The 19,640-nt window shown below is 64.9% G+C and carries 16 protein-coding genes; 10 read left to right on the top strand and 6 right to left on the bottom strand.

Annotated elements, in window-relative coordinates:
* Nucleotides 1-48 precede the first annotated feature (48 nt).
* Both V5F77_RS04715 and V5F77_RS04710 read left to right on the top strand, forming a co-directional pair.
* Entirely contained in the window at nt 49-1,875 is a 1,827-nt protein-coding gene (locus V5F77_RS04715) for a sulfotransferase family protein (RefSeq protein ID WP_429004171.1), read from the top strand.
* Complete coding sequence (locus V5F77_RS04710; protein WP_429004170.1) at nt 1,868-3,349, top strand: tetratricopeptide repeat protein; 1,482 nt, start codon at nt 1,868-1,870, stop codon at nt 3,347-3,349. The genes V5F77_RS04715 and V5F77_RS04710 overlap by 8 nt, the downstream gene beginning before the upstream one ends.
* A gap of 63 nt (nt 3,350-3,412) precedes the next feature.
* Here V5F77_RS04710 and V5F77_RS04705 read toward each other — a convergent pair whose 3' ends face one another.
* Together V5F77_RS04705 and V5F77_RS04700 are read right to left on the bottom strand one after the other, a co-directional pair.
* On the bottom strand, nt 3,413-4,426 hold the full coding sequence (locus V5F77_RS04705) for a GntR family transcriptional regulator (protein ID WP_429004169.1): 1,014 nt from the start codon (nt 4,424-4,426) through the stop codon (nt 3,413-3,415).
* The gene (locus tag V5F77_RS04700) at nt 4,402-5,946 is read right to left on the bottom strand and encodes a UxaA family hydrolase (protein WP_429004168.1); all 1,545 of its coding nucleotides are present in this window, start codon (nt 5,944-5,946) and stop codon (nt 4,402-4,404) included. Before V5F77_RS04700 ends, V5F77_RS04705 begins: the two co-directional genes overlap by 25 nt.
* 235 nt (nt 5,947-6,181) lie before the next feature.
* On the opposite strand from V5F77_RS04700, the gene V5F77_RS04695 reads away from it, so the two are divergent.
* From V5F77_RS04695 to V5F77_RS04665, 7 genes are all read left to right on the top strand, one after another.
* Nucleotides 6,182-6,865 carry an amino acid ABC transporter permease gene (locus tag V5F77_RS04695; protein ID WP_429004167.1) on the top strand — a complete coding sequence of 228 codons (684 nt, stop codon included), beginning with the start codon at nt 6,182-6,184 and terminating at the stop codon, nt 6,863-6,865.
* 7 nt (nt 6,866-6,872) lie between these two features.
* Nucleotides 6,873-7,517 carry an amino acid ABC transporter permease gene (locus tag V5F77_RS04690; RefSeq protein WP_429004166.1) on the top strand — a complete coding sequence of 215 codons (645 nt, stop codon included), beginning with the start codon at nt 6,873-6,875 and terminating at the stop codon, nt 7,515-7,517.
* A gap of 65 nt (nt 7,518-7,582) precedes the next feature.
* A complete protein-coding gene (locus V5F77_RS04685) occupies nt 7,583-8,323 on the top strand; it encodes an amino acid ABC transporter ATP-binding protein (RefSeq protein ID WP_429004165.1) in 741 nt (246 codons plus the stop codon).
* Nucleotides 8,324-8,372: 49 nt separating this feature from the next.
* A complete protein-coding gene (locus V5F77_RS04680; protein ID WP_429004164.1) occupies nt 8,373-9,188 on the top strand; it encodes a transporter substrate-binding domain-containing protein in 816 nt (271 codons plus the stop codon).
* 70 nt (nt 9,189-9,258) lie between these two features.
* Entirely contained in the window at nt 9,259-10,185 is a 927-nt protein-coding gene (locus tag V5F77_RS04675) for a dihydrodipicolinate synthase family protein (protein ID WP_429004163.1), read from the top strand.
* A gap of 83 nt (nt 10,186-10,268) precedes the next feature.
* Nucleotides 10,269-11,843, top strand: coding sequence for an aldehyde dehydrogenase (NADP(+)) (locus tag V5F77_RS04670; RefSeq protein WP_429004162.1), 1,575 nt, complete (start codon nt 10,269-10,271; stop codon nt 11,841-11,843).
* Nucleotides 11,840-12,646, top strand: coding sequence for a shikimate dehydrogenase family protein (locus V5F77_RS04665; protein WP_429004161.1), 807 nt, complete (start codon nt 11,840-11,842; stop codon nt 12,644-12,646). The genes V5F77_RS04670 and V5F77_RS04665 overlap by 4 nt, the downstream gene beginning before the upstream one ends.
* Nucleotides 12,647-12,868: 222 nt before the next feature.
* On the opposite strand, the gene V5F77_RS04660 is transcribed toward V5F77_RS04665, so the two are convergent.
* From V5F77_RS04660 to V5F77_RS04650, 3 genes are all read right to left on the bottom strand, one after another.
* Nucleotides 12,869-14,266 (bottom strand): MFS transporter, encoded by a 1,398-nt coding sequence (locus V5F77_RS04660; protein ID WP_429004160.1) that lies wholly within the window; start codon nt 14,264-14,266, stop codon nt 12,869-12,871.
* Nucleotides 14,267-14,379: 113 nt separating this feature from the next.
* Complete coding sequence (locus V5F77_RS04655) at nt 14,380-15,906, bottom strand: aldehyde dehydrogenase (RefSeq protein WP_429004159.1); 1,527 nt, start codon at nt 15,904-15,906, stop codon at nt 14,380-14,382.
* A gap of 12 nt (nt 15,907-15,918) precedes the next feature.
* Nucleotides 15,919-16,551 (bottom strand): GntR family transcriptional regulator, encoded by a 633-nt coding sequence (locus V5F77_RS04650; RefSeq protein ID WP_429004158.1) that lies wholly within the window; start codon nt 16,549-16,551, stop codon nt 15,919-15,921.
* Between the two features lie 130 nt (nt 16,552-16,681).
* Between V5F77_RS04650 and V5F77_RS04645 the strand changes: the two genes are divergently transcribed.
* The gene (locus tag V5F77_RS04645; protein ID WP_429004157.1) at nt 16,682-17,488 is read left to right on the top strand and encodes an alpha/beta fold hydrolase; all 807 of its coding nucleotides are present in this window, start codon (nt 16,682-16,684) and stop codon (nt 17,486-17,488) included.
* A gap of 58 nt (nt 17,489-17,546) precedes the next feature.
* Here V5F77_RS04645 and V5F77_RS04640 read toward each other — a convergent pair whose 3' ends face one another.
* Nucleotides 17,547-19,622 carry an ATP-dependent helicase gene (locus tag V5F77_RS04640; RefSeq protein WP_429004156.1) on the bottom strand — a complete coding sequence of 692 codons (2,076 nt, stop codon included), beginning with the start codon at nt 19,620-19,622 and terminating at the stop codon, nt 17,547-17,549.
* Between the last annotated feature and the right edge of the window lie 18 nt (nt 19,623-19,640).

Below are 19,640 nucleotides of genomic sequence, written 5' to 3'. Positions count from 1 at the left end.
CGCCGCAAGACGCGTTGACACGGGTGCTGGTTTCAGGACATTCGGCCCATGAACGCGTTGCACCCCAATCTCTGCGCCTGCGGCAGCGGCCTGCGGCCCCTGCGCTGTTGCCAAGTGGATCTGCGCACGCTCGGTCCTGCGGCCGCCAGCCGGCATTTGCTGCCGCTGGTGGACCAGGCCATCGCCAACCACGCGCGGGGCGCCCTGGCCGAGGCCGAGCGGCTGTGCCTGGAGGTGCTGGAACTGGCGCCGGGGCAGGGCGGGGCGCTCGCCATCCTCTACCAGATCCGCAAGGCCCAGGGCGCCTTGCCGGCGGCGGAGGCGCTGGTGCGCCGGCTGGTGACGCTGGACCCGAACAATGTCTGGGCGACGCAGGAACTGGCCCTGCTGCTGTTCGGCAAAGGCGATCTTGCCGAGGCGGAGGTTCATGCCCGCAACGCGGTGCGCATCGCGCCGGCGGATCCGCAATCGCACAATCTGATGGGCATGATCCTGACCGAGGCCAATCGGCCCCAGGTCGGCGAGTTTCATTATCGCCGGGCGCTCGATCTGCTGGGACAGCGCCAGCCCATTCTTCTCGCCAATCTCGCCTGGAATTTGAAGAACCAGGGCAAAATGGCGGAGTCCCGCGCGCTTTATGAGGAATCCGCAGCGCTTGCGCCTGCGGTGCTGCAGACCTTGCTGGGTTGGGCGCGCATGGAGGAGACCGATCGCAATTTCTCCCGCGCCGAGGCTTTGCTGGACCGCACGCAGGCGCTGGTTCCCGGCCATCCGAGCGTGCTGCTGCATTGCGCCATTCTGCGCGGCCGCACCAAGGATTATGATGCTGCGCTGGCTCTTCTGGAGCAGATGGAGCAGCAAAGTCCGGGATCTGGTCTCGGTACCAACGAAATGCTGGAGAAGGGCCGCCTGCTGGACAAGATGGGCCGCTACGACGAGGCTTTTGCGGCTTTCGATGCCGGTAAGCGCAAGAATGTGGCGGTGAGCGGCACGGTCTATATGGCCGAGCACGCCGCCGATCTCGCGGCCCGGTTGAAGGCCTATTTCACCGCCAGCCGCCTGCGCATCGTGCCCCGGGCAAAGCCGGTGGAGCATGGCCCCCGCCCGCTGTTCATCCTGGGCTTCCCGCGTTCCGGCACCACGATGGTGGAACAGACCCTTTCTGCCCATCCCAAGGTCTCAGCCGGCGACGAACTCACCTTCGTCCACGACATCGCCAATCTGATGCCGCGCATGCTCAATAGCCCGCTGGCGTATCCCGAGGCGCTCGCCGATCTGTGGATGGGGGACCAGTGCGAGGGGCTGGATCATCTGCGCGATTATTATCTCCAGCGGGTTCGCCAATTGGGCATTGTCGAGCCGGGAGCCACCCGCTTCACCGATAAGATGCCGCTCAATGAGACCCATATGGGGCTCATTGCCTTGATGTTTCCGGACGCACCGCTGATCCATGTGCTGCGCCACCCGCTGGACATCGTCCTGTCGGTCTATTCCAACCACCTGACCCATGGCTTTTACTGCGCCAATGCGCTGGAGACCATCGCGCAGCATTATCTGCTGGTGATGGACCTCGTGGATCATTACCGCCGGGAGATGGCGCTGAAGTATCTGGCGGTCCGCTATGAGGACATCGTGGGCGACCAGGAAACCCATGTGCGCCGCATGCTGGCTTTTGCCGACCTTCCGTTCGACAAAAGGTGCCTGCAATTCCACGAGAACAAGCGTTATGCGCGCACCGCCAGCTATGCCCAGGTGACCGAGAAACTCTACGACGCGTCGCGCTATCGCTATCGCCATTACCTCAAGCACCTGGCGCCGGTGATCCCGATGTTGGAGCCGGTCATCATGCGGCTGGGCTATGCAATCGATGGCTAGCGCAGATCAGCTTCGTTTCGGGGCGGACGGCCTTGGTGCGGCAAGCGCATTGAGCGAGATCCCGGTGGCAATTGGAACGCCGGGCGCGTCCCGCACCGTCGACGGTTGGCTGGCTGAGGCGCAAGCGCACGAGGTGGCCGGGCGGCTGGAGGAGGCGGAGCAGCTCCTCGCGCAGGTGCTTCAGGCCATGCCGAACTATGCGCCGGCGTTCCATCAGGGGGCCATCTTGTCCCATCGCCGCCGACGGCCGCAGGAGGCGATCGAGCGCCTCGAACGGGCGATCGCTCTGGCGCCGGACCATCACTTGTTTCATCGCAACATCTGCGAAATCTATCGCGGCCAATGCCGGCTCGACGAGGCGGTGTTCCATGGCCGGCGGGCGGTTGAACTGGCGCCCACCGATGCGGGGGCCAATTATAACCTCGGCGTCATCCATTATGACCGCATGGAGGTGGAGGCAGCCATCCACTATGCCCGGCGCGCGTTGGAGTTGGAGCCGGCTATGGCGTCCGCGCATTTCGAGCTGGCGGAAGCGCTTCTGTTGGACGGGCGGTTTGCCGAGGGCTGGGGCGAATATGAATGGCGCTTCGATTTGCCCGGTTCGCCGCGTCTTCTGCCGCACCACGGCAAGCCGCAATGGGATGGCCAGCCCATGCCCCAAGGCACTCTTCTGCTGATCGGCGACCAGGGCTTCGGCGACACCATCCAGTTTTGCCGCTACATCCCCGATGTGGCGCGGCTCTGCCCCAATCTCATCATGGCATGCAGTTCGGAGATGAAGCCGATCGTGCTGCAGCAGGGTGGCATCACCCAATATTTCGACCGCTGGGAACACGTGCCGGCCTTCGATGCCTATTGCCCGCTTTCCGGCCTGCCACGCCTGTTCGGCACCGATATCAATTCCATTCCAGCTCCCGTCCCCTATGTCCGGGCCGAGCCGGCCAAGGTGGCGCATTGGCGCGCGCGGCTGGCGGGGCTGATCCCGCAGGGCTTTCAGTCGGTGGGTTTGGTCTGGGCCGGGCGGCCCACCCACGGTAACGATTTCAATCGCTCCATGACCCTCCGGACGCTGGCCCCGCTTGGGCGGCTGGAGTGCACCGCGCTGGTGTCCCTTCAGATGGGACCGGCGATGGCGCAGGTGGCGGATTATTACGGCACGGCGCCGCTGATCAACCTCGGGAGCGAGATCGTCGATTTCACCGATACCATGGCGATCCTGGAAATCCTCGACCACGTCGTGGCGGTGGACACCTCCATCGTCCATCTGGCGGGGGCGATGGGCCGGCCGGTCTCTGTGCTGCTGCCGTTCGCGCCAGATTGGCGCTGGCTGCGGGATCGCTCCGACACTCCCTGGTATCCCAGCGTGCAATTGTTCCGTCAGCCGAGCAGCACCGCCTGGGCGGAGCCTGTCGCGGCGGTGACCGAGCGCCTGTCGCAACGGGCGCGCCCCCGCCCTCAAGACGCTCCGGGATAGGAAGAGGGCGCTGAGGTCCGGGCGGAATGGCCGCCCAGCGTTCTTGTCTGTCCCGCCGAAGGCTCAGGCGATATAGGGCAGGTGGGGCATGCTTTGGGAGGCGCGGAAGGCGGCGAGCCGTTCGGCTGCCTTCTGGCTGGAGGCGCGCAGATGGGCCACCAGGGCCTTCTTTGCCGCCGCGCCGTTGCCGCGGCGCACCGCCTGCACGATCTCCAGATGTTCGTCCATGAACGGGTCCACCAGGGTCGGGCGCTTCAACGCCACCTGGATGTGCTTTCCCGACACCAGGATGCAGCGCGTGCGCCGCAGGGCCTCGATGATTTCCGGATTGCGGCCGTGGCCGACGCAATCAATGTGCAGATCGGCCTCAAGGACGTCGAGGTCGGCAATTTCCACCTGCGGGAAGCGCGAGATCACGTCCTTCAGGCGAGCTTCAACGGTGTCGAGCTGCGCCGTCGGGATCCGGCCTATGGCGCTTTCCAACGCCACGGGCTCCAGCAGAATTCGCAACTCATAAAGGTCGTGGAAGCGAGCCTCGTCGAGCGGCACGATCCACCAATGGGACTTCTCGCCCTTCGAGACGATACCCACCTCGCGCGCATGGATGAGCAAGTCGCGCGCCACCGTCCGCCCCACGTCGAAATGGCGCGCCAAAGCGAGTTCGTTCACGCGGAAGCGGCCGAACACCGAGCGCAGGATGAGTTCGCGCTCGAAATCATAGTACAGCGACTGCCACGCGAAGGATTTGGTGGCGGCAGGTGGCTCGGCGCCCATCTGAAGCATCGCCGAGGTGATCTTGACGCGGTGCGGGGTCTCCGTACAGCCGACCAACAGGCCGCGCCCCTCGAACCGGCTCAGCAGCCCCTCGGCTTCAAGCTCGGCAAGGGCCTGCTTGACCGGCGAGCGGCTGGAACCGAACAGGGCCGCGAGCGGCCCTTCCAGCAGGACGGCGCCCTCCGGCAGCGAGCCACTGGAGATCGACTGACGCAGCCGCCCGGCGATCACCGCATAGGCGGGTGTGCGATCGACGACCGGCGCCTCCTTGCCCGCGTTCAGGTTACGGCGCCGATTTGCCATGGCACGAATTCGTTGTCACCGAAGCCGTAATCTTCGCTCATGGTATGCGCGCCCGAGGCGATGGCGATGATCTTCTCGAAGATTCGCTCCCCGGCCGCCTCGATCGTGTCAGCACCGGTGACGATGCCGCCGCAATTGACGTCCATGTCCTCCTGCATGTGCTCGTACATCTCGTTGTTGGTCGCGACCTTGATGCAGGGAGCGGGCTTGAAGCCCGAGACCGAGCCCCGGCCGGTGGTGAAGACGATGACGTTGCAGCCCCCCGCCACCTGGCCGGTGACGGCAACCGGATCGTAGCCGGGGGTGTCCATGAATACAAAGCCGGTGCGGTCGATGATCTCGGCATATTCGTAGACCGCCTCGAGCGGCATGGTGCCGCCCTTGGCGACCGCCCCCAGCGACTTTTCGAGGATGGTGGTGAGCCCGCCCGCCTTGTTGCCGTGAGAAGGATTGTTGTTGAGTTCGGCCTCGTTACGCTCGGTGTAGCGACGCCACCATTCAATGCGGTCTATCAGCTTCTGCGCCACTGCGGGCGTCACCGCTCGGCGGGTCAGAAGGTGCTCGGCGCCGTAGATTTCGGGCGTCTCGCTCAGCACCGCCGTGCCGCCGTGCTGAACGACGAGATCGGCCGCGTGCCCAAGGGCGGGGTTGGCGGAAATGCCTGAATAGCCGTCCGATCCGCCGCACTGCAGCGCCACCTTGAGGCCGGAAAGCGGCACGGTGGTGCGCCGCGCGGCGTTTACCACGGGTAGCATCTCGCGGATGATGTTGGAGGCGACCTCCACTGTCTTGCGGGTGCCACCCAGCTGCTGGATGGTCATGGTGCGCAGGAACGGGCCTTCCTGGAGGCCGAATTTCTTCACGATCGGCTCGATCTGGTTGGTCTCGCAGCCGAGGCCGATCATCAGGATGCCGGCGAAGTTGGGGTTCTTCGCATAGCCGCTCAAAACGCGTGTGAGATAGGCATAGCCTTCGGTCTTGGTGTTGATGGCGCAGCCGGTGCCGTGGGTGAGCGCCACCACGCCGTCCACATTCTCGAACCCGTCAAGGCCGCCCCCGCGGTTGAACCCGTCGGCAATGGCGCGCGCCACCGTGGCCGAGCAGTTCACCGAACTGACGATGCCGATATAATTGCGCGTTCCCACCTGCCCATCGGCGCGCACATATCCTTCAAAGGTGCGGCGCTGGTCGTCCGGGAGGAGCGGGGTGGGGCGGGCATCCTCAGCGAAGTGATGGTCTACGCCGCTCTCCTGCATGGCGAGATTATGCAGGTGCACATGGGCGCCGGGGGCGATGTCGGCGGACGCGATGCCGATCACCTGGCCATATTTCAGCACCGGCTCGCCCGCCGCAATGGCACGGATCGCCACCTTGTGGCCGCTCGGTATATCCGCCGGCGCGGTGATGCCAAGCGTCTCCATCGAGACCTGCGCACCCGCGGAAATAGCGGTCCGTGCCACTCCCACATTGTCCCGCGCATTCAGTTGGATCACCGGGGAGGCGGTGGGGGTCGTCAGCATTGAACTGTCCGTTAAAATGATTATTGCGTGCATCAATCAATCATGTTAGACGTCCTCCAGTCAATAGAAAAATGATAATAAATTAGGCAGGAGATGACGCCTATGCCACTGATATTGCAGTAAAAACGCATTTATCCGCGAGCATTCGGTTGGGCTTTGCGTTACATAGCGTAAGGCGGGTTAGTATCTGCATCGAATGCGATGGAAATCGCTTCCGAAGACGAGAAATTGCGCCTTGTCATACGAATTCGACTTCTCATTCCTTGACCAATATTTGCCAGACCTATGGTATGGAATGTGGTTGACCTTAGGAATGACCGCCGCTTCCATCCTGCCTGGCTTCGCGCTCGGAACGGCGTGCGCCGTGGGTCGTCTCTATGGTCCGCCCTGGGTGCGACGCGTGGTGGTGATCTATGTGGAAGGCATTCGCAACACCCCGCTGATCATCCAGGTCTTCTGGCTGTTCTTCGGCCTCGCCGTGCTGCAGGTGAGAATCGGCCCGTTTCCGGCGGCAGTGATTGCGCTCGTCATCAATGTCGGCGCCTACACCGCCGAAATCATGCGCGCCGGCTTCCAGAGTATTCCCAAGGGCCAGATCGAGGCCGCCTCCTGCCTCGCGCTGAAGCCGAGCCATGCCCTGTGGTCGGTTCAGCTCCCCCAGGCTGTGGAGCGCGTCTATCCCGCGCTGGTCAGCCAATTCGTGCTGATGATGTTGGCCACCTCGATCATGTCCCAAATCTCGGCGGAGGAGCTGACGGGGGTCGCCTACATGATCCAGTCCTTCACCTTCCGCGGCTTCGAGGTCTATCTCGTCATCGCCGTCATCTACCTCATGATGGCCTCGCTCCTGCGCCTTACGCTGCTCGGCGTTGCCCAGGTCTCGTTCCCCCGCCGCCGCCGGCTCGGCACGCCACTGTGAGGTTTCCATGCTGGGACTGACCGTCGAGCAGATCGCCTATCTCTTCCGCGGTGCGGGCTGGACCATCGTCCTCTCGCTCCTCGGCTTCGTCGGCGGCACGCTGCTCGGGCTCCCCATCGCGCTCGCGCGCTCCGCCCGCAGCAAGCTTGCCCGTGCCTTGTCGGGCGCGCTGGTGCAGATCGTGCAAGGCATCCCGCTGCCGGTGATCATGTTCGTGGTCTATTTCGGGATCAGCATCGGCGGCTTTGACGTTCCGGCCCTGGTGGCGGCGGGCGTCGCCATGACGCTCTACGCGGGCGCCTATCTCGGAGAGATCTGGAAGGGCTGCATCCTCGCCGTGCCGAGGACCCAGTGGGAGGCGGGCGAATGCCTCGCTCTTACGTCCACTCAGCGTTTCGTGTTCGTGATTCTGCCGCAGGCGCTGCGCATCGCGGTGCCGCCGACGGTCGGCTTCTTGGTGCAGATCGTGAAGAACACGTCCTATTCGGTCGTCATCAACTTCTTTGACCTGACTTACTCGGCCAAAGTGATAAACAACTCCACCTTTAGACCATTCACTGTATTTACCATCGCCGCGGTGATCTATTTCGCCATCTGCTTTCCCATGTCGCTGCTGGCGAGCCGGTTCGAGCGGCGGCTGCACCGCGGTTGAGGGGCGACATGACCCTGCAGATAAAACCTCCAGGCCCTTCCGCCGTTTCGTATGAGAGTCTCGCCATGACCAGCTCCGCCGCGCCCCTGGTGCGCTTTCGCGACGTGCGCAAGAATTTCGGCTCGCTCTCGGTGCTGAAGGGCATCGACCTCGACGTGGCACTGGGGCAGGTGGTGGCCTTGATCGGCCGCAGCGGTTCCGGCAAGAGCACCGCTCTTCGCTGCGTCAACGGGCTCGAAAAGGTGGACGGCGGCGAGCTGACCGTCTGCGGACGGGCACTCCACACCGGCACGGTGGACCTGCGGGACCTACGCCAGGACGTCGGCATCGTTTTCCAGAGCTACAATCTCTTCCCCCACCTGACCGTGGAGCAGAACGTCACGCTGGCGCCACGCAAGGTGCGGCGCATCGGCAAGGGCGAGGCGCGCGACCTCGCCGCCGAGGTACTGGCGCAGGTCGGCCTTTCCGACAAGGCGCAGAATTATCCCGAGCAGCTCTCCGGCGGCCAGCAGCAGCGCGTCGCCATCGCCCGCTCTCTCGCCATGCGTCCCAAGTTGATCTTGTTCGACGAGGTCACCTCGGCGCTCGATCCCGAACTGACGGGAGAGGTGCTGAAAGTGATCGAGCGGCTCGCCCGCGAGGGCATGACCATGATGCTCGTCACCCACGAAATGGCCTTTGCCCGCTCCGTCGCCAACACCGTGGTGTTCATGCACCAGGGCAAGATTTGGGAAAGCGGCAAGGGCGACATGCTGGCCAATCCCCAAACCGTCGAGTTGCGCCAGTTCGTCGGCAACGGGCTGTGAGATTCACCCTGCAACGCATCAGAACAAAAGATTTGGAGGAGCCTCGACCATGACCACGACTTCGACCATGACACGCATTGCCGGCACGCTCGCGCTCGCCGTCGCCCTGGTGGCCGGCCCGCTTGCCGCCAACGCCGAAACCCCTGCCGGCATCAAGCAGCGCGGCAAGCTGCTGGTGGCCATCGACGTCAGCCACCCGCCCTACGGCATGCTCGATGCCCAGGCAAAGGAGACCGGCTCGGACGTCGAGACCGCCAAGCTCCTGGCGCAGGACCTCGGCGTGCCGTTGGAGGTGGTGCCGGTCTCGGGCGCGAACCGCGTTCCCTCGCTGCTCGCCGGCAAGGTGGATCTGGTGATCGCCTCCTTCTCCATCACCCCTGAGCGCAAGAAGGTGGTGGATTATTCCATCCCCTACGGCGTGATCCCGGTGGTGGTCTCCGCGCCCAAGTCGATGGCAATCAAGACCCCGGCTGACCTTGCCGGCAAGTCCATCGCAGTCGCCCGCGGCACCACCGCCGACATCGAACTGACGCGGACCATCAAGGAAGCCAAGGTCGCCGCCAACATCGTGCGCTACGAGGACGAGGCGACCGCCAACACCGCTGTCGCCACCGGGCAGCAGGATATTCTGGCCGCCGCCCTCTCCACCGCCAATGCCGTGGGGGAGCAGAACCCGGGCAAGCAGCTCGAAGTGAAGATCGAGATGGCCGCCTATCCCATGGCCGTCGGCCTGCGCAAGACCGATGCTGAGCTGAAGACGTTCGTGAACGAGTGGGTTACGGCCAACCTGAAGAACGGCAAGCTCAACGACATCTACAAGAAGTATTTCGGTCAATCCCTGCCCGAGAACCTCCCGGCCGAGTGATATTTCGCCAATGATGGAAGGGGTGCGGTTTGCGCCCCTTCCCTTACCGCATCGTGTCTCAGGAGCCGCCATGACCGCAGCCGCCCAGCCCTATCGCGGGCTGTTTCCCGTCGCGCCCACCCCGTTCCTCGCCAATGGGGACCTCGACCCCGATGGCCAGCGCCGTGTGCTCGACTGCATGATCGACCAGGGCGTGGACGGCATCTGCATCCTCGCCAACTATTCCGAACAGTTCCTTTTGACCGACGAGGAGCGCCGCATCCTCACCGAGCTGTCGCTCGCCCATGTGGCAGGACGCGTGCCGGTGATGGTGACCTGCTCCCATTTCTCCACCCGCGTCGCCGCCGAGCGCGCCGCGCATGCGCGCGCCGCCGGCGCCAGCCTCGTCATGCTGATGCCGCCCTATCACGGCGCCGGCATCCGCCTCGACGAGCAAGCCATCTTCGACCATTTCGCCCGCGTGGCAGATGCGGCGGGCATCCCGGTGATGCTCCAGGACGCGCCCCTCAGCGGCGTGTCGCTCTCCGTGCCGTTCATGGTCCGGCTTGCGCGTGAGCTGCCGCTGGTGCGTTATTTCAAGATCGAGGTTGCCGGCACCGCGGCCAAGCTGCGCGCGCTCATCGCCGCCGGTGGTGATGCCATCGAGGGGCCATTCGACGGCGAGGAGGCCATTACGCTGATGGCCGATCTCGACGCAGGGGCGACGGGCGTAATGTCGAGCGCCCTCCTGTCCGATCTGCTCCGCCCGGTGCTCGATCACCATGCGGCGGGACGCCGCGCGGAGGCCGCGCAGGCCTATGCCCGCGTCCTGCCGCTGATCAATTATGAGAACCGCCAGTGCGGGCTCCGCGCGGCGAAGATCGCGATGATGGAGGGCGGCGTGATCTCCTCTGATGCGGTCCGCCATCCACTCGAGCCGGTGCATCCCGCAACCCGCGAGGGCTTGCTGGAAATCGCCCGGGAACTCGATCCCTTGGTGCTGCGCTGGGGTAAATGACCACGGGAATTCGTTCCCCTCATTGATCCGGCTTAGGCTGATCTGCGGGCGAAATGCCCGGACCTCGACGAAGGATGACCGACATGACCATCACGACTGATCTCTTGATCGGCGCTGACTCGCGGCCCGGCACGCTCGGCGAGATCCGGGCTGTGGAAGCCGCGAGCGGCACGCCGCTCGCCCCGGCCTTCGGCGGCGCCACACTCGACGACCTGGAGCGCGCCTGTGCCCTCGCGGACGCCGCGTTCGACACTTATCGCGCAGTATCCTTGGAAGAGCGCGCCCTGTTCCTTGAGGCGATCGCGCAGAACATCCTCGATATCGGCGACGCCCTGATCGAGCGGGCGATGCAGGAGACCGGCCTGCCGCGCCCGCGACTGGAAGGCGAGCGCGGGCGCACGGTCGGCCAACTGCGCCTGTTCGCGCAGGTGGTGCGCGATGGCGGCTTTCTCGACCTGCGCATTGATCCGGCCCTGCCCGAGCGCAAGCCGCTGCCGCGCTCGGACCTGCGCCTCCGCAATGTGCCACTTGGCCCCGTCGCGGTGTTCGGCGCGAGCAATTTCCCGCTCGCCTTCTCGGTCGCCGGCGGCGATACCGCCTCGGCCCTCGCGGCTGGCTGCCCGGTGATCGTGAAGGCCCATTCCGCCCATCCCGGCACCTCGCAGTTCGTGGGGAAGGCGGTTCAGAAGGCGGTGACGGACCGCGGACTGCCGGAGGGTGTGTTCTCCCTGCTCTATGACAGCGGCCGCAAGGTCGGCCAGGGGCTGGTGGCGGACCGGCGCGTCAAGGCGGTCGGTTTCACCGGCTCGCGGGCCGGCGGCACGGCCTTCATGAAGATCGCGTCGGAACGGGCCGAGCCCATACCGGTCTATGCGGAGATGAGCAGCATCAATCCCGTGATCCTGTTTCCGGCGGCGCTCGCCGCGCGCGGCGCGCAGATCGGCACGGCATTCTCGGCGGCGCTGAGCCTCGGAGCGGGGCAGTTCTGCACCAATCCCGGATTGGTGCTGGCGCTTGAGGGGCCGGGGCTCGATGCCTTCCTCGCCGCTGCCGCGACTGCGATCACCGGGCTGCCTTCCGCCACCATGCTCACGCCCGGCATCCTCGCCGCATACAATTCCGGTGTGGAAACCCTTGCCTGCCACGGCGCGGTGCAGGAGGTGGCACGCGGACAGGCGGATGGCGCGCTAAAGGGCCGGGCCGCCCTGTTCGCCACCAGCGCGGCGGACTTCCTCGCCCATCACGACCTCCAGGCAGAAGTATTCGGCGCCGCCTCTCTCGTGGTGCGTTGCACGGACGTCCAGGAACTGACGCGCGTGCTGGAGAGCCTGGAAGGTCAGCTCACGGCCGCCCTGCACATCGACGAGGCGGATTACCCGGCAGCACGCGAACTGGTGCCCATGCTGGAGCGCAAGGTGGGACGAATCCTCGTTAACGGCTTCGGTACCGGTGTCGAGGTAAGCCATGCCATGGTCCATGGCGGCCCGTTCCCGGCCACAGCAGACGGGCGTTCCACCTCGGTCGGAACGCTCGCCATCGCCCGCTTCCTGCGGCCGGTGAGCTACCAGGACCTGCCGGAAGTCCTGCTGCCGCCGGAGCTGAAGGGCGCGGGTGCTCCCGGCCTGCCGAAGCGGCTGGATGGGAAGCTCCAGGCATGAGCGGGCGTAGCATCACTGAGATCACCGGCCACACACGGGTGCTCGGCATCCTTGCCGACCCGATCTCCCACGTGAAGGCGCCGCCCGGCATTAACGCGATCTGCGAGCGACGCGGCAGCGATGCCGTCATGGTGCCGTTTCAGATCGCGTCAGAGCATCTCGCCGCCTTCGCGGACAGCCTGCGCCATCTCAAGAGCTTCGACGGCGCCATCGTCACCGTGCCCCACAAGGCGGCGATGCTGGCCCATTGCGATGAAGTGAGCGCGCGGGCACAGGCGATGGGCGCGGTGAACGTCATCCACCGCACCGCCGACAATCGCCTGCACGGCGACATGTTGGACGGGGCGGGTTTTGTGGCCGGGCTGCTGGGCGCCGGCGTGGCGCTTGAGGGCCGGCGGATCTATCTCGCCGGCGCGGGTGGCGCGGCGAGCGCCATCGCCTTCGCCCTTGCGGCGTCGGGCATCTCCCACCTCACCATCGCCAACCGCACCCGCGCCAAGGCGCAGGACCTGTGCGATCGGATCGCCGCTGCATATCCCGGCCTGTCGGTCTCGACCGGCGGCGAAGACCCGTCCGGCCACGACATCGTCGTGAACGGGACCTCGCTCGGCATGAGGCCGGACGACCCCCTTCCGCTGGACGTCACACGGTTTGCGGCGTCCATGGTGGTGGCGGAAATCATCATGGAGCCGGAAATCACGCCGCTTCTGGCCCGTGCGCGCGAAGCCGGCTGTCGCATCCATCTCGGGCGGCCCATGCTGGAGCACCAGCTCGAACTGATGGCCGATTTCTTCGGCGTCTGAGCTGCTCGCGCGCCGCAGTCACCGCTCCTGGTGCGGTCGGGACTTTCTGCGGTTTGGATCAGGTTAAGAAAAGCCACATCAAAACCGATGTTTCGGTCATAGACGAAGAACCCGGCAGCAGATCGTCCGAGCATGGCATAGCCACGGACGTCTACTGCCGGGTGGTCCCTGGTTTGGATCCCACATCGGCCCAGGCCCGACTGTCGCCGAGCCTTCCGGCCCTTAAGACCGCTTTCCGGGCCCAGCCTCGACCGTGCCGAGGCTGGGTGCGCCTGACGCGCCGCCCAGATTGCCTTCCAGCTCCTCCAGCCGCCGATTGCGCGGCTCGATCCCGAGCAGCGCCACGACCGCGATCTGGAGAATGAGCAGGCTGATCATCAGGACCATGACGCCCGAGATCCCGTGGGTCTCGAACAGGGCGACAACGATGAACGGCGTCACGATGGTCGCACCGCGGCCGAAGGTGTTGCAGATGCCGCTGGCGCGCAGCCGGACCTCGGTCGGGAACAGTTCCGGGATGTAGATGCCGAACAGCAGCGCCACGAGGACATAGATCGGAACCGTCAGGGCAAAGCCGATCACGGGCAACAGGGTCGGGTCGGAGACGTTCGGATAGATCAGCCCGAACAGCACCGCCAGCGCCGAGGAGACGATGATGGTCGGCTTGCGGCCCCAGCGGTCGGCGGTGAGCGCGCCGATGGCTGAACCGACGGGCGCCCCGAGCCCCATGAGGAGCGAGTAGCCGAAGGAGGTGGCGATGCTCAACCCCTGTTTGATGAAGAAGGTCGGCAGCCAGGTGATGAAGCCGTAGAGCAGCGTGTTGATGACGATCAGGCAGATACAGCCGACAATCATGCGGGACAGCAACGGCGGACGGAACAGCGCAGCAAGCCCCAGCCGGGCCGTGGCCGGCGCCGGGGCCGCCGGGGGCGGCAGGGGCTGGCCACGGGACGCCTCGGCCTCGATCTGCTTCAGCAGGTGCTCGGCCTCCTCGGTCCTGCCGACGGATTCAAGCCAGCGCGGGGATTCCGGCAGCTTCTTGCGCATGTACCAGACGACCAGGCCACCGAGGCCGCCGACAATGAACATGGCGCGCCAGCCGAACTCGGGGATGATCAGATAGCCCAGGAGTGAAGCTGCGGGCAGGCCGGTCACCACGAATACCGCCATCAGGCCGAGCCAGCGTCCCCGCGACCGCGCGGGCACGAACTCGGTGAGGGTGGAATAACCCACCACATTCTCCGCTCCAAGGCCGACGCCGATGAGGAAGCGCAGGCCGATGAGCACCTCCATGTTCGGTGCAAAGGCCGCTGCCAGCGAGGCGAGACCGAACAGGAGAAGGTTCGCCTGGTAGGTGAAGCGGCGGCCGTAGCGATCGCCCAAGAAGCCGGTGAGGAAGGACCCCACCATCATGCCGACGAAGGTGACGGAGACGAAGAGAGCGTTCTGGCCGAAGGTCGAGAAGCCGCTCTTCAGCGTCGCCCCCAGAACGGTGGCGGCGATATAAATATCGAAGCCGTCAAAGAACATGCCGATGCCGATGAGCCACATGATCCGGTAATGGAACGGGCCGATCGGGAGCCGGTCCAGGCGCGGACCGGCATTGACGAGGGATGACATGGCGCTTCCTCCAAGGAGCGTTGTGGTGTTGGCACGTGCCCGGTGGACGGCGCCTCGGGGGGCGCAGGCTCCAGGTTCTTATTGACGTGCCGGTTCGGATCAGGCGGTCGGTATCAGTTCAGCCGGGTCTGGGTGGACGTGTCGCGATACCAGTCGAAGCGGCGGTCGACGGTGGGGAGCATCACGCTCTTGACGTCGAAATGGTCGTTGAAGCTTTCCACCCCGAACTCCCGGCCGATGCCGCTGTCGCCGACGCCGCCCCAGGGGGAGGCGGGATCAAGGCGATGGTGATCGTTGATCCAGACCAGGCCGGCCTTCACCTTGGCGGCGACGCGATGGGCGCGCGTCACGTCCCGCGTGCGGATGGCAGCGGCAAGGCCGAAGGGCGAATCGTTGGCGAGGCGCAGCGCCTCCGCCTCGTCGCTGAACGGCGTGATGCTCGTGAAGGGGCCGAACACCTCTTCTTGGAAGATCCGCATGTCCGCGCGCACGTCCGCGAACACGGTGGGTTGCACGAAGAAGCCCCCCTCGAGCCCGGGAAGCACGGCGGCCTCGCCGCCTGAAACCGCCCGCGCGCCCTCCTGCCGCCCATAGCCGGCATAGGTGAGGACGCGTTCGCGCTGCTTGGCGGAGATCACGGGGCCGAGCTGGGTCGCGGGGTCGAAGGGATCGCCCATGCGGATGGCGCGCGCCTTGGCGGCGAGCTTTTCCACGAACTCGTCATAGACCGATGCCTGGACCAGATGACGGCTGCCGCACACGCAGGTTTGGCCGGCGCCAATGAAGGCGCCGAAGGCGGCAAGGTCCACCGCTTGGTCCACGTCGAAATCGTCGAACACCATCACCGGGGTTTTGCCGCCCAATTCAAGGGTCTGATGGGCGAAGACCTTGGCCGCGGCGCTGCCGGCAATCCGGCCGGCTTCGGTCCCGCCGGTGAGCACCAGCTTGTTGATGTCCGGATGTTCCGCGAGGAATTTGCCCGCTCCCGGCCCGTAGCCATTGACCACGTTGAACACGCCGGCCGGCAGGCCCGCCTCGGTGAAGATCTGCGCCAGCTTCAGCGTGGTGAGGGGCGTGTATTCCGAGGGTTTGACCACGGTGGTGCATCCGCTGGCAAGCACGGCGGCCAGCGATTTGCACATGATCATGAGCGGGTGGTTGAACGGCGTGCAATTGGCGACAACGCCGATGGGGGTACGCAGGGTGTAGTTCAGATACGCCCCTTCGACCGGGATCACGTCATCGCGGCGTGCGAGGGCGAGGCCAGCGAAATACCGGAAGAAATCCGGCAACCGGGAGAGCTGCGCCCGGGTCTCGTTGATGGGGCGGCCGTTGTTCAGCGTCTCGAGCCGGTAGAGCAGTTCGAGATTGTCCTCGAACGCATCGGCGAGACGGTTGACCAGCCGCGCCCGAGGGCGCACGTCCATGCCGCCCCATTCCTTGCTCTCGAAGGCGGCGCGCGCGCTCTTCATGGCGCGGTCCACATCCTGCTGCGTGGAGTTTGGGATGCGAGCAATCACCGTGCCCGTTGCCGGATTGCGGACGTCGATGAGCGTGCCATCGCCCGCTTCGACCTCGCGGCCGCCGACATAATTGCCGCGCGTTTCGACCTCGAGCGTCGGCTTTTCATAAGAATTCATCGGAAGGCTCCTTCAAAGTCTGACAGCGCTGCGGCTGAGTGCGGACAGCACGCGCTTCTCGGCACTGGCGACGTGGGTCTTGATGAGGCGGCGGGCGGTGCGGACATCCCGTCGCTGGATGGCGTCGATGATCGCGACGTGCTCGGCCACGAGTTGCCTCGGGTCCCGCCCCTTGATCGCGCCGATGGACACGCGCACGAGGCGATCCGCCTGCTCGATGAGATCGCAGGTGGTGGTTGACATGCGCGCATTGCCCGAGGCGCGTGCGAGCGCGCAATGGAAGGCACGGTTGTATTCGATGAACGGCTGTTCGGGATCGAAGGCGCGGAACGCGTCGAGGGCCTGGAGCACATCGTCCGGCGCGCTCTCGATCGCCTCCGCCGCGCAGGCGGGCTCGAGGGCCAGTCGGAAACGGAATAGATCCCGTGCGTCGCTCACGGATATCGGATTGACCTGATATCCCTGGCGGGGGTTGACAATAATCAGCCGCTCGCGCTCCAGCCGCAGCAGCGCCTCACGCACCGGCTGTCGGCTCACTTCATAGCGCGATGCCAGCTCTTGTTCCCGCACTTCCTCGCCCGGCATCAGGCGGCAGGTGAGGATTTCGTCGCGGATGGTCTCGTAGAGATTGTCGCGGAGGAGCATTTTTGATCGACCTTTTATCTATGAATTCCATATCGTGATATTTCACGCAATCGGAATCTTTGACCTCTGAGCCAGATTGATGCACATATTGGTGACGCATATAACGGTTTTGAATACGGGGAGAGGAAGTATGAATTTGGCTCTTTCGGACGGGCGAGTGAACGCATCGGTGACGGGAAGCGGGCGCACGCTGGTGCTGTTTCATTCGCTTCTGGCGGATGGTGCGAGCTTCGACCGGATCGTGCCAAAGCTGGCGACCCGCTTTCGCGTGGTGGTGCCGGAGCTTCCCGGCTTCGGCGGCTCAAAACCCGTGAGCGGCGGACTTCCGGCGGTGGCGGACCGTATGGCCGAAGCGCTGCGCGAGCTTGACGGGGCGACGGGGCCCATTGTCCTCGGTAACGGCTATGGCGGATTCGTCGCCCTCCAGATGGCGCTTCGCCACCCGCATAGCGCAAGTCGGCTGGTCCTGGCTGGCTGCGGCGCGAAGTTTTCCGAGCCTGGTCGCGAGGCGTTCCGAAATATGGCGCGCGCGGCGGCCGAGAAGGGCCTCTCGGCGATCGTGGACGTCGCCATGCGCCGCCTGTTCGCGACCGAGTTTCAGCTCGCCAATCCCGACCTCATGGCCGACCGGCGAGAGGCGTTCCTGAGGACGGATCCGCAGGTCTTCCAAGCCGCCTGTCAGGCCCTCGCGTCGCTGGACCTCACCTGTGAGCTGGCGCGGCTCGAAACGCCCACGCTCTTGCTCGTGGGCGAACATGACGAAGCGACGCCGCCCCCGATGTCGGTCGAGCTTGCCGGGATCCTGCCAAACGTCCAGCTCAAGGTGCTGCCCGATTGCGCGCACGTGCCGCAATTGCAGAGCCCTGATCTGTTCCTCGACGCGATCGAGGATTTTCTGGCGGAGGCCTCGCCCGCTCTAGCCGACCAGCAGGCCTGACCGTCTTCTGGATGCCGGCTTCATCGGCAAGTGCCACCGCGGAAACAAGCGGAGATCGTCACCGCCACATGCTTCGCATGCGGGCCCCGACGTCGATGCGGACGTTCTGGGCGGCCGCGCGCGCCTGCGTCTCCTGGCTGGCGATAGGCCAGGTCACGTGGTCGAAATGCTCGAGCAGGGGCTTCGGGATGAACCGGGTGCGGGAGGCGTAGACATGGCGGTCACCTTGCGCGGCTTGGCCATGCGTGAAGAAGCGCTGCGGGACCATCAGGTGCAAATTGTCCTTCGCCCGCGTCATGCCGACGTAAAGCAGTCGCCGTTCCTCTTCGATCTCATCCACATGCCCCACGCCAAGGTCGCTTGGTATGCACCCATCAATTACGTTCAGGATGAAAACCGATTTCCACTCCTGCCCTTTTGCGGAATGGATCGTCGATAAGATCAGATAGTCCTCGTCGAGGGTCGGCACGCCAGCCTGATCGCTTGTCGCATCCGGTGGATCGAGCGTCAGCTCGGTGAGAAAGCGCTCCCGCGAGGGATAGCCAGACGCGATCTGCTGAAGTTGCATGAGATCGGCCATTCTCGTGCCTGCATCTTCGTGGATGCGTTCAAGGTGCGGTTGGTACCAGTGCCTTACCGTCTCGATCTCCGCCGGCCAGCCAACATCGTTCGCGCTGACCGTGCGGAGCATGGCGACGAAGGCCGCCCAATGCTCCCCCGCCCGTGCGGGCCGCGGCATCGCTGACAGGCTCTCCATGGGATTGGGATGTTCCGCCATTGCGTCCAGAACGCGTTGCGCGGACGTCGGCCCGACGCCCGGAAGCAATTGCATCACACGAAAGCCCGCAACACGATCGCGAGGATTCTGCACCAAGCGCAATGCCGCCAGGATGTCCTTCACGTGCGCGGCGTCGAGGAACTTCAGTCCACCGAATTTCACAAAGGGGATGTTGCGCCGAGTGAGTTCGACTTCCAGGGGGCCGCTGTGGTGGGAGGTCCGAAAAAGAACCGCCTGTTGCTTCAGGGTCGTTCCTTCTTCCCGATTCTCAAGCACCCGGTCAGTGATGAACCTCGCCTGGTCCATCTCATCCCTGACGGTCACGAGCTGAGGGCGATCGGCCGACGTCCGATCCGTCCAAAGATTCTTCGTGAACCGTTCCGGCGTGAGCTCGATGACCGCATTGGCGGCGCAGAGGATGGACTGAGTGGACCGGTAGTTCCGTTCCAGGGTCACGACCTCAGCCGGAGGGCTGAATTGGGTCGGAAAGTCCAGGATGTTGCGCACCGTTGCCGCGCGGAAGGAATAGATCGATTGGGCATCGTCCCCAACGACCGTCAGTCCCTTCCCGCCGGGCTTCAGGGCAAGCAGGATCGTCGACTGAAGACGGTTCGTGTCCTGATACTCGTCCACCATGACGTGGTCGAAGCGTCCGCCGATGTCCTCCGCAAGAACCGGATCGGTGACGAGCTGGGACCAATAAAGAAGCAGGTCGTCATAATCGAGGACGTTCTGAGCCTGCTTTGCCTCGACGTAGCCCGCAAAGATTTGACGAAGTTCGTCATGCCATCCTGCACACCAGGGAAAGAAGCGCCGAAGCACCTCTTCGAGCGGGGTTTCCGCGTTCACGGCCCGGGAGTAGATGGCAAGACACGTGCCCTTCGCCGGAAAACGACTCTCGGTCTTCGAGAAGCCGAGGCCGTGGCGAACCAGGTTCAACAGGTCCGCGGAATCCTCCCGGTCATGGATGGTGAAGGCCGGGTCGATCCCCATCTGCTCCGCATACTCCCGCAGGATACGGGCACCGACTCCGTGGAACGTTCCCGCCCACATGAGCGCGTCGGTGGATAGGCCCCCCTTGTCGCCCAGGACGCGATTGCAGATGCGCTCAACGCGGCGGGTCATTTCGGATGCGGCCCGGCGCGAGAAGGTCATGAGGAGGATACGGCGGGGGTCGGCGCCGTTGACGATGAGGTGGGCGACCCGATGGGCGAGCGTGTTGGTCTTTCCGGATCCGGCGCCCGCGATGATCAGCAGTGGCGCCACCGAAGAGCTGCGCGCGCCGGAGACGCCATGCTCGGCCGCGCGCCGCTGCTCCAGATTGAGAGCGTCGAGATACGCAGCGGTCGCAGCCAATGATTTAATTCCTGTCGC

The sequence above is a fragment of the Roseixanthobacter psychrophilus genome, assembly GCF_043195195.1.
In the GTDB taxonomy this organism is placed as follows: domain Bacteria; phylum Pseudomonadota; class Alphaproteobacteria; order Rhizobiales; family Xanthobacteraceae; genus NCEH01.
The sequence above is the reverse complement of the archived record's forward strand: the minus strand, read 5'-3'. Positions and strand labels throughout refer to the sequence as shown.

Coding starts and splice junctions, on each gene's coding strand:
- V5F77_RS04705 (WP_429004169.1), bottom strand. CDS start 4,426: ATGGCAAATCGGCGCCGTAACCTGAACGCGGGCAAGGAGGCGCCGGTC.
- V5F77_RS04690 (WP_429004166.1), top strand. CDS start 6,873: ATGCTGGGACTGACCGTCGAGCAGATCGCCTATCTCTTCCGCGGTGCG.
- V5F77_RS04650 (WP_429004158.1), bottom strand. CDS start 16,551: ATGCTCCTCCGCGACAATCTCTACGAGACCATCCGCGACGAAATCCTC.
- V5F77_RS04715 (WP_429004171.1), top strand. CDS start 49: ATGAACGCGTTGCACCCCAATCTCTGCGCCTGCGGCAGCGGCCTGCGG.
- V5F77_RS04665 (WP_429004161.1), top strand. CDS start 11,840: ATGAGCGGGCGTAGCATCACTGAGATCACCGGCCACACACGGGTGCTC.
- V5F77_RS04680 (WP_429004164.1), top strand. CDS start 8,373: ATGACCACGACTTCGACCATGACACGCATTGCCGGCACGCTCGCGCTC.
- V5F77_RS04645 (WP_429004157.1), top strand. CDS start 16,682: ATGAATTTGGCTCTTTCGGACGGGCGAGTGAACGCATCGGTGACGGGA.
- V5F77_RS04660 (WP_429004160.1), bottom strand. CDS start 14,266: ATGTCATCCCTCGTCAATGCCGGTCCGCGCCTGGACCGGCTCCCGATC.
- V5F77_RS04675 (WP_429004163.1), top strand. CDS start 9,259: ATGACCGCAGCCGCCCAGCCCTATCGCGGGCTGTTTCCCGTCGCGCCC.
- V5F77_RS04685 (WP_429004165.1), top strand. CDS start 7,583: ATGACCAGCTCCGCCGCGCCCCTGGTGCGCTTTCGCGACGTGCGCAAG.
- V5F77_RS04700 (WP_429004168.1), bottom strand. CDS start 5,946: ATGCTGACGACCCCCACCGCCTCCCCGGTGATCCAACTGAATGCGCGG.
- V5F77_RS04655 (WP_429004159.1), bottom strand. CDS start 15,906: ATGAATTCTTATGAAAAGCCGACGCTCGAGGTCGAAACGCGCGGCAAT.
- V5F77_RS04670 (WP_429004162.1), top strand. CDS start 10,269: ATGACCATCACGACTGATCTCTTGATCGGCGCTGACTCGCGGCCCGGC.
- V5F77_RS04710 (WP_429004170.1), top strand. CDS start 1,868: ATGGCTAGCGCAGATCAGCTTCGTTTCGGGGCGGACGGCCTTGGTGCG.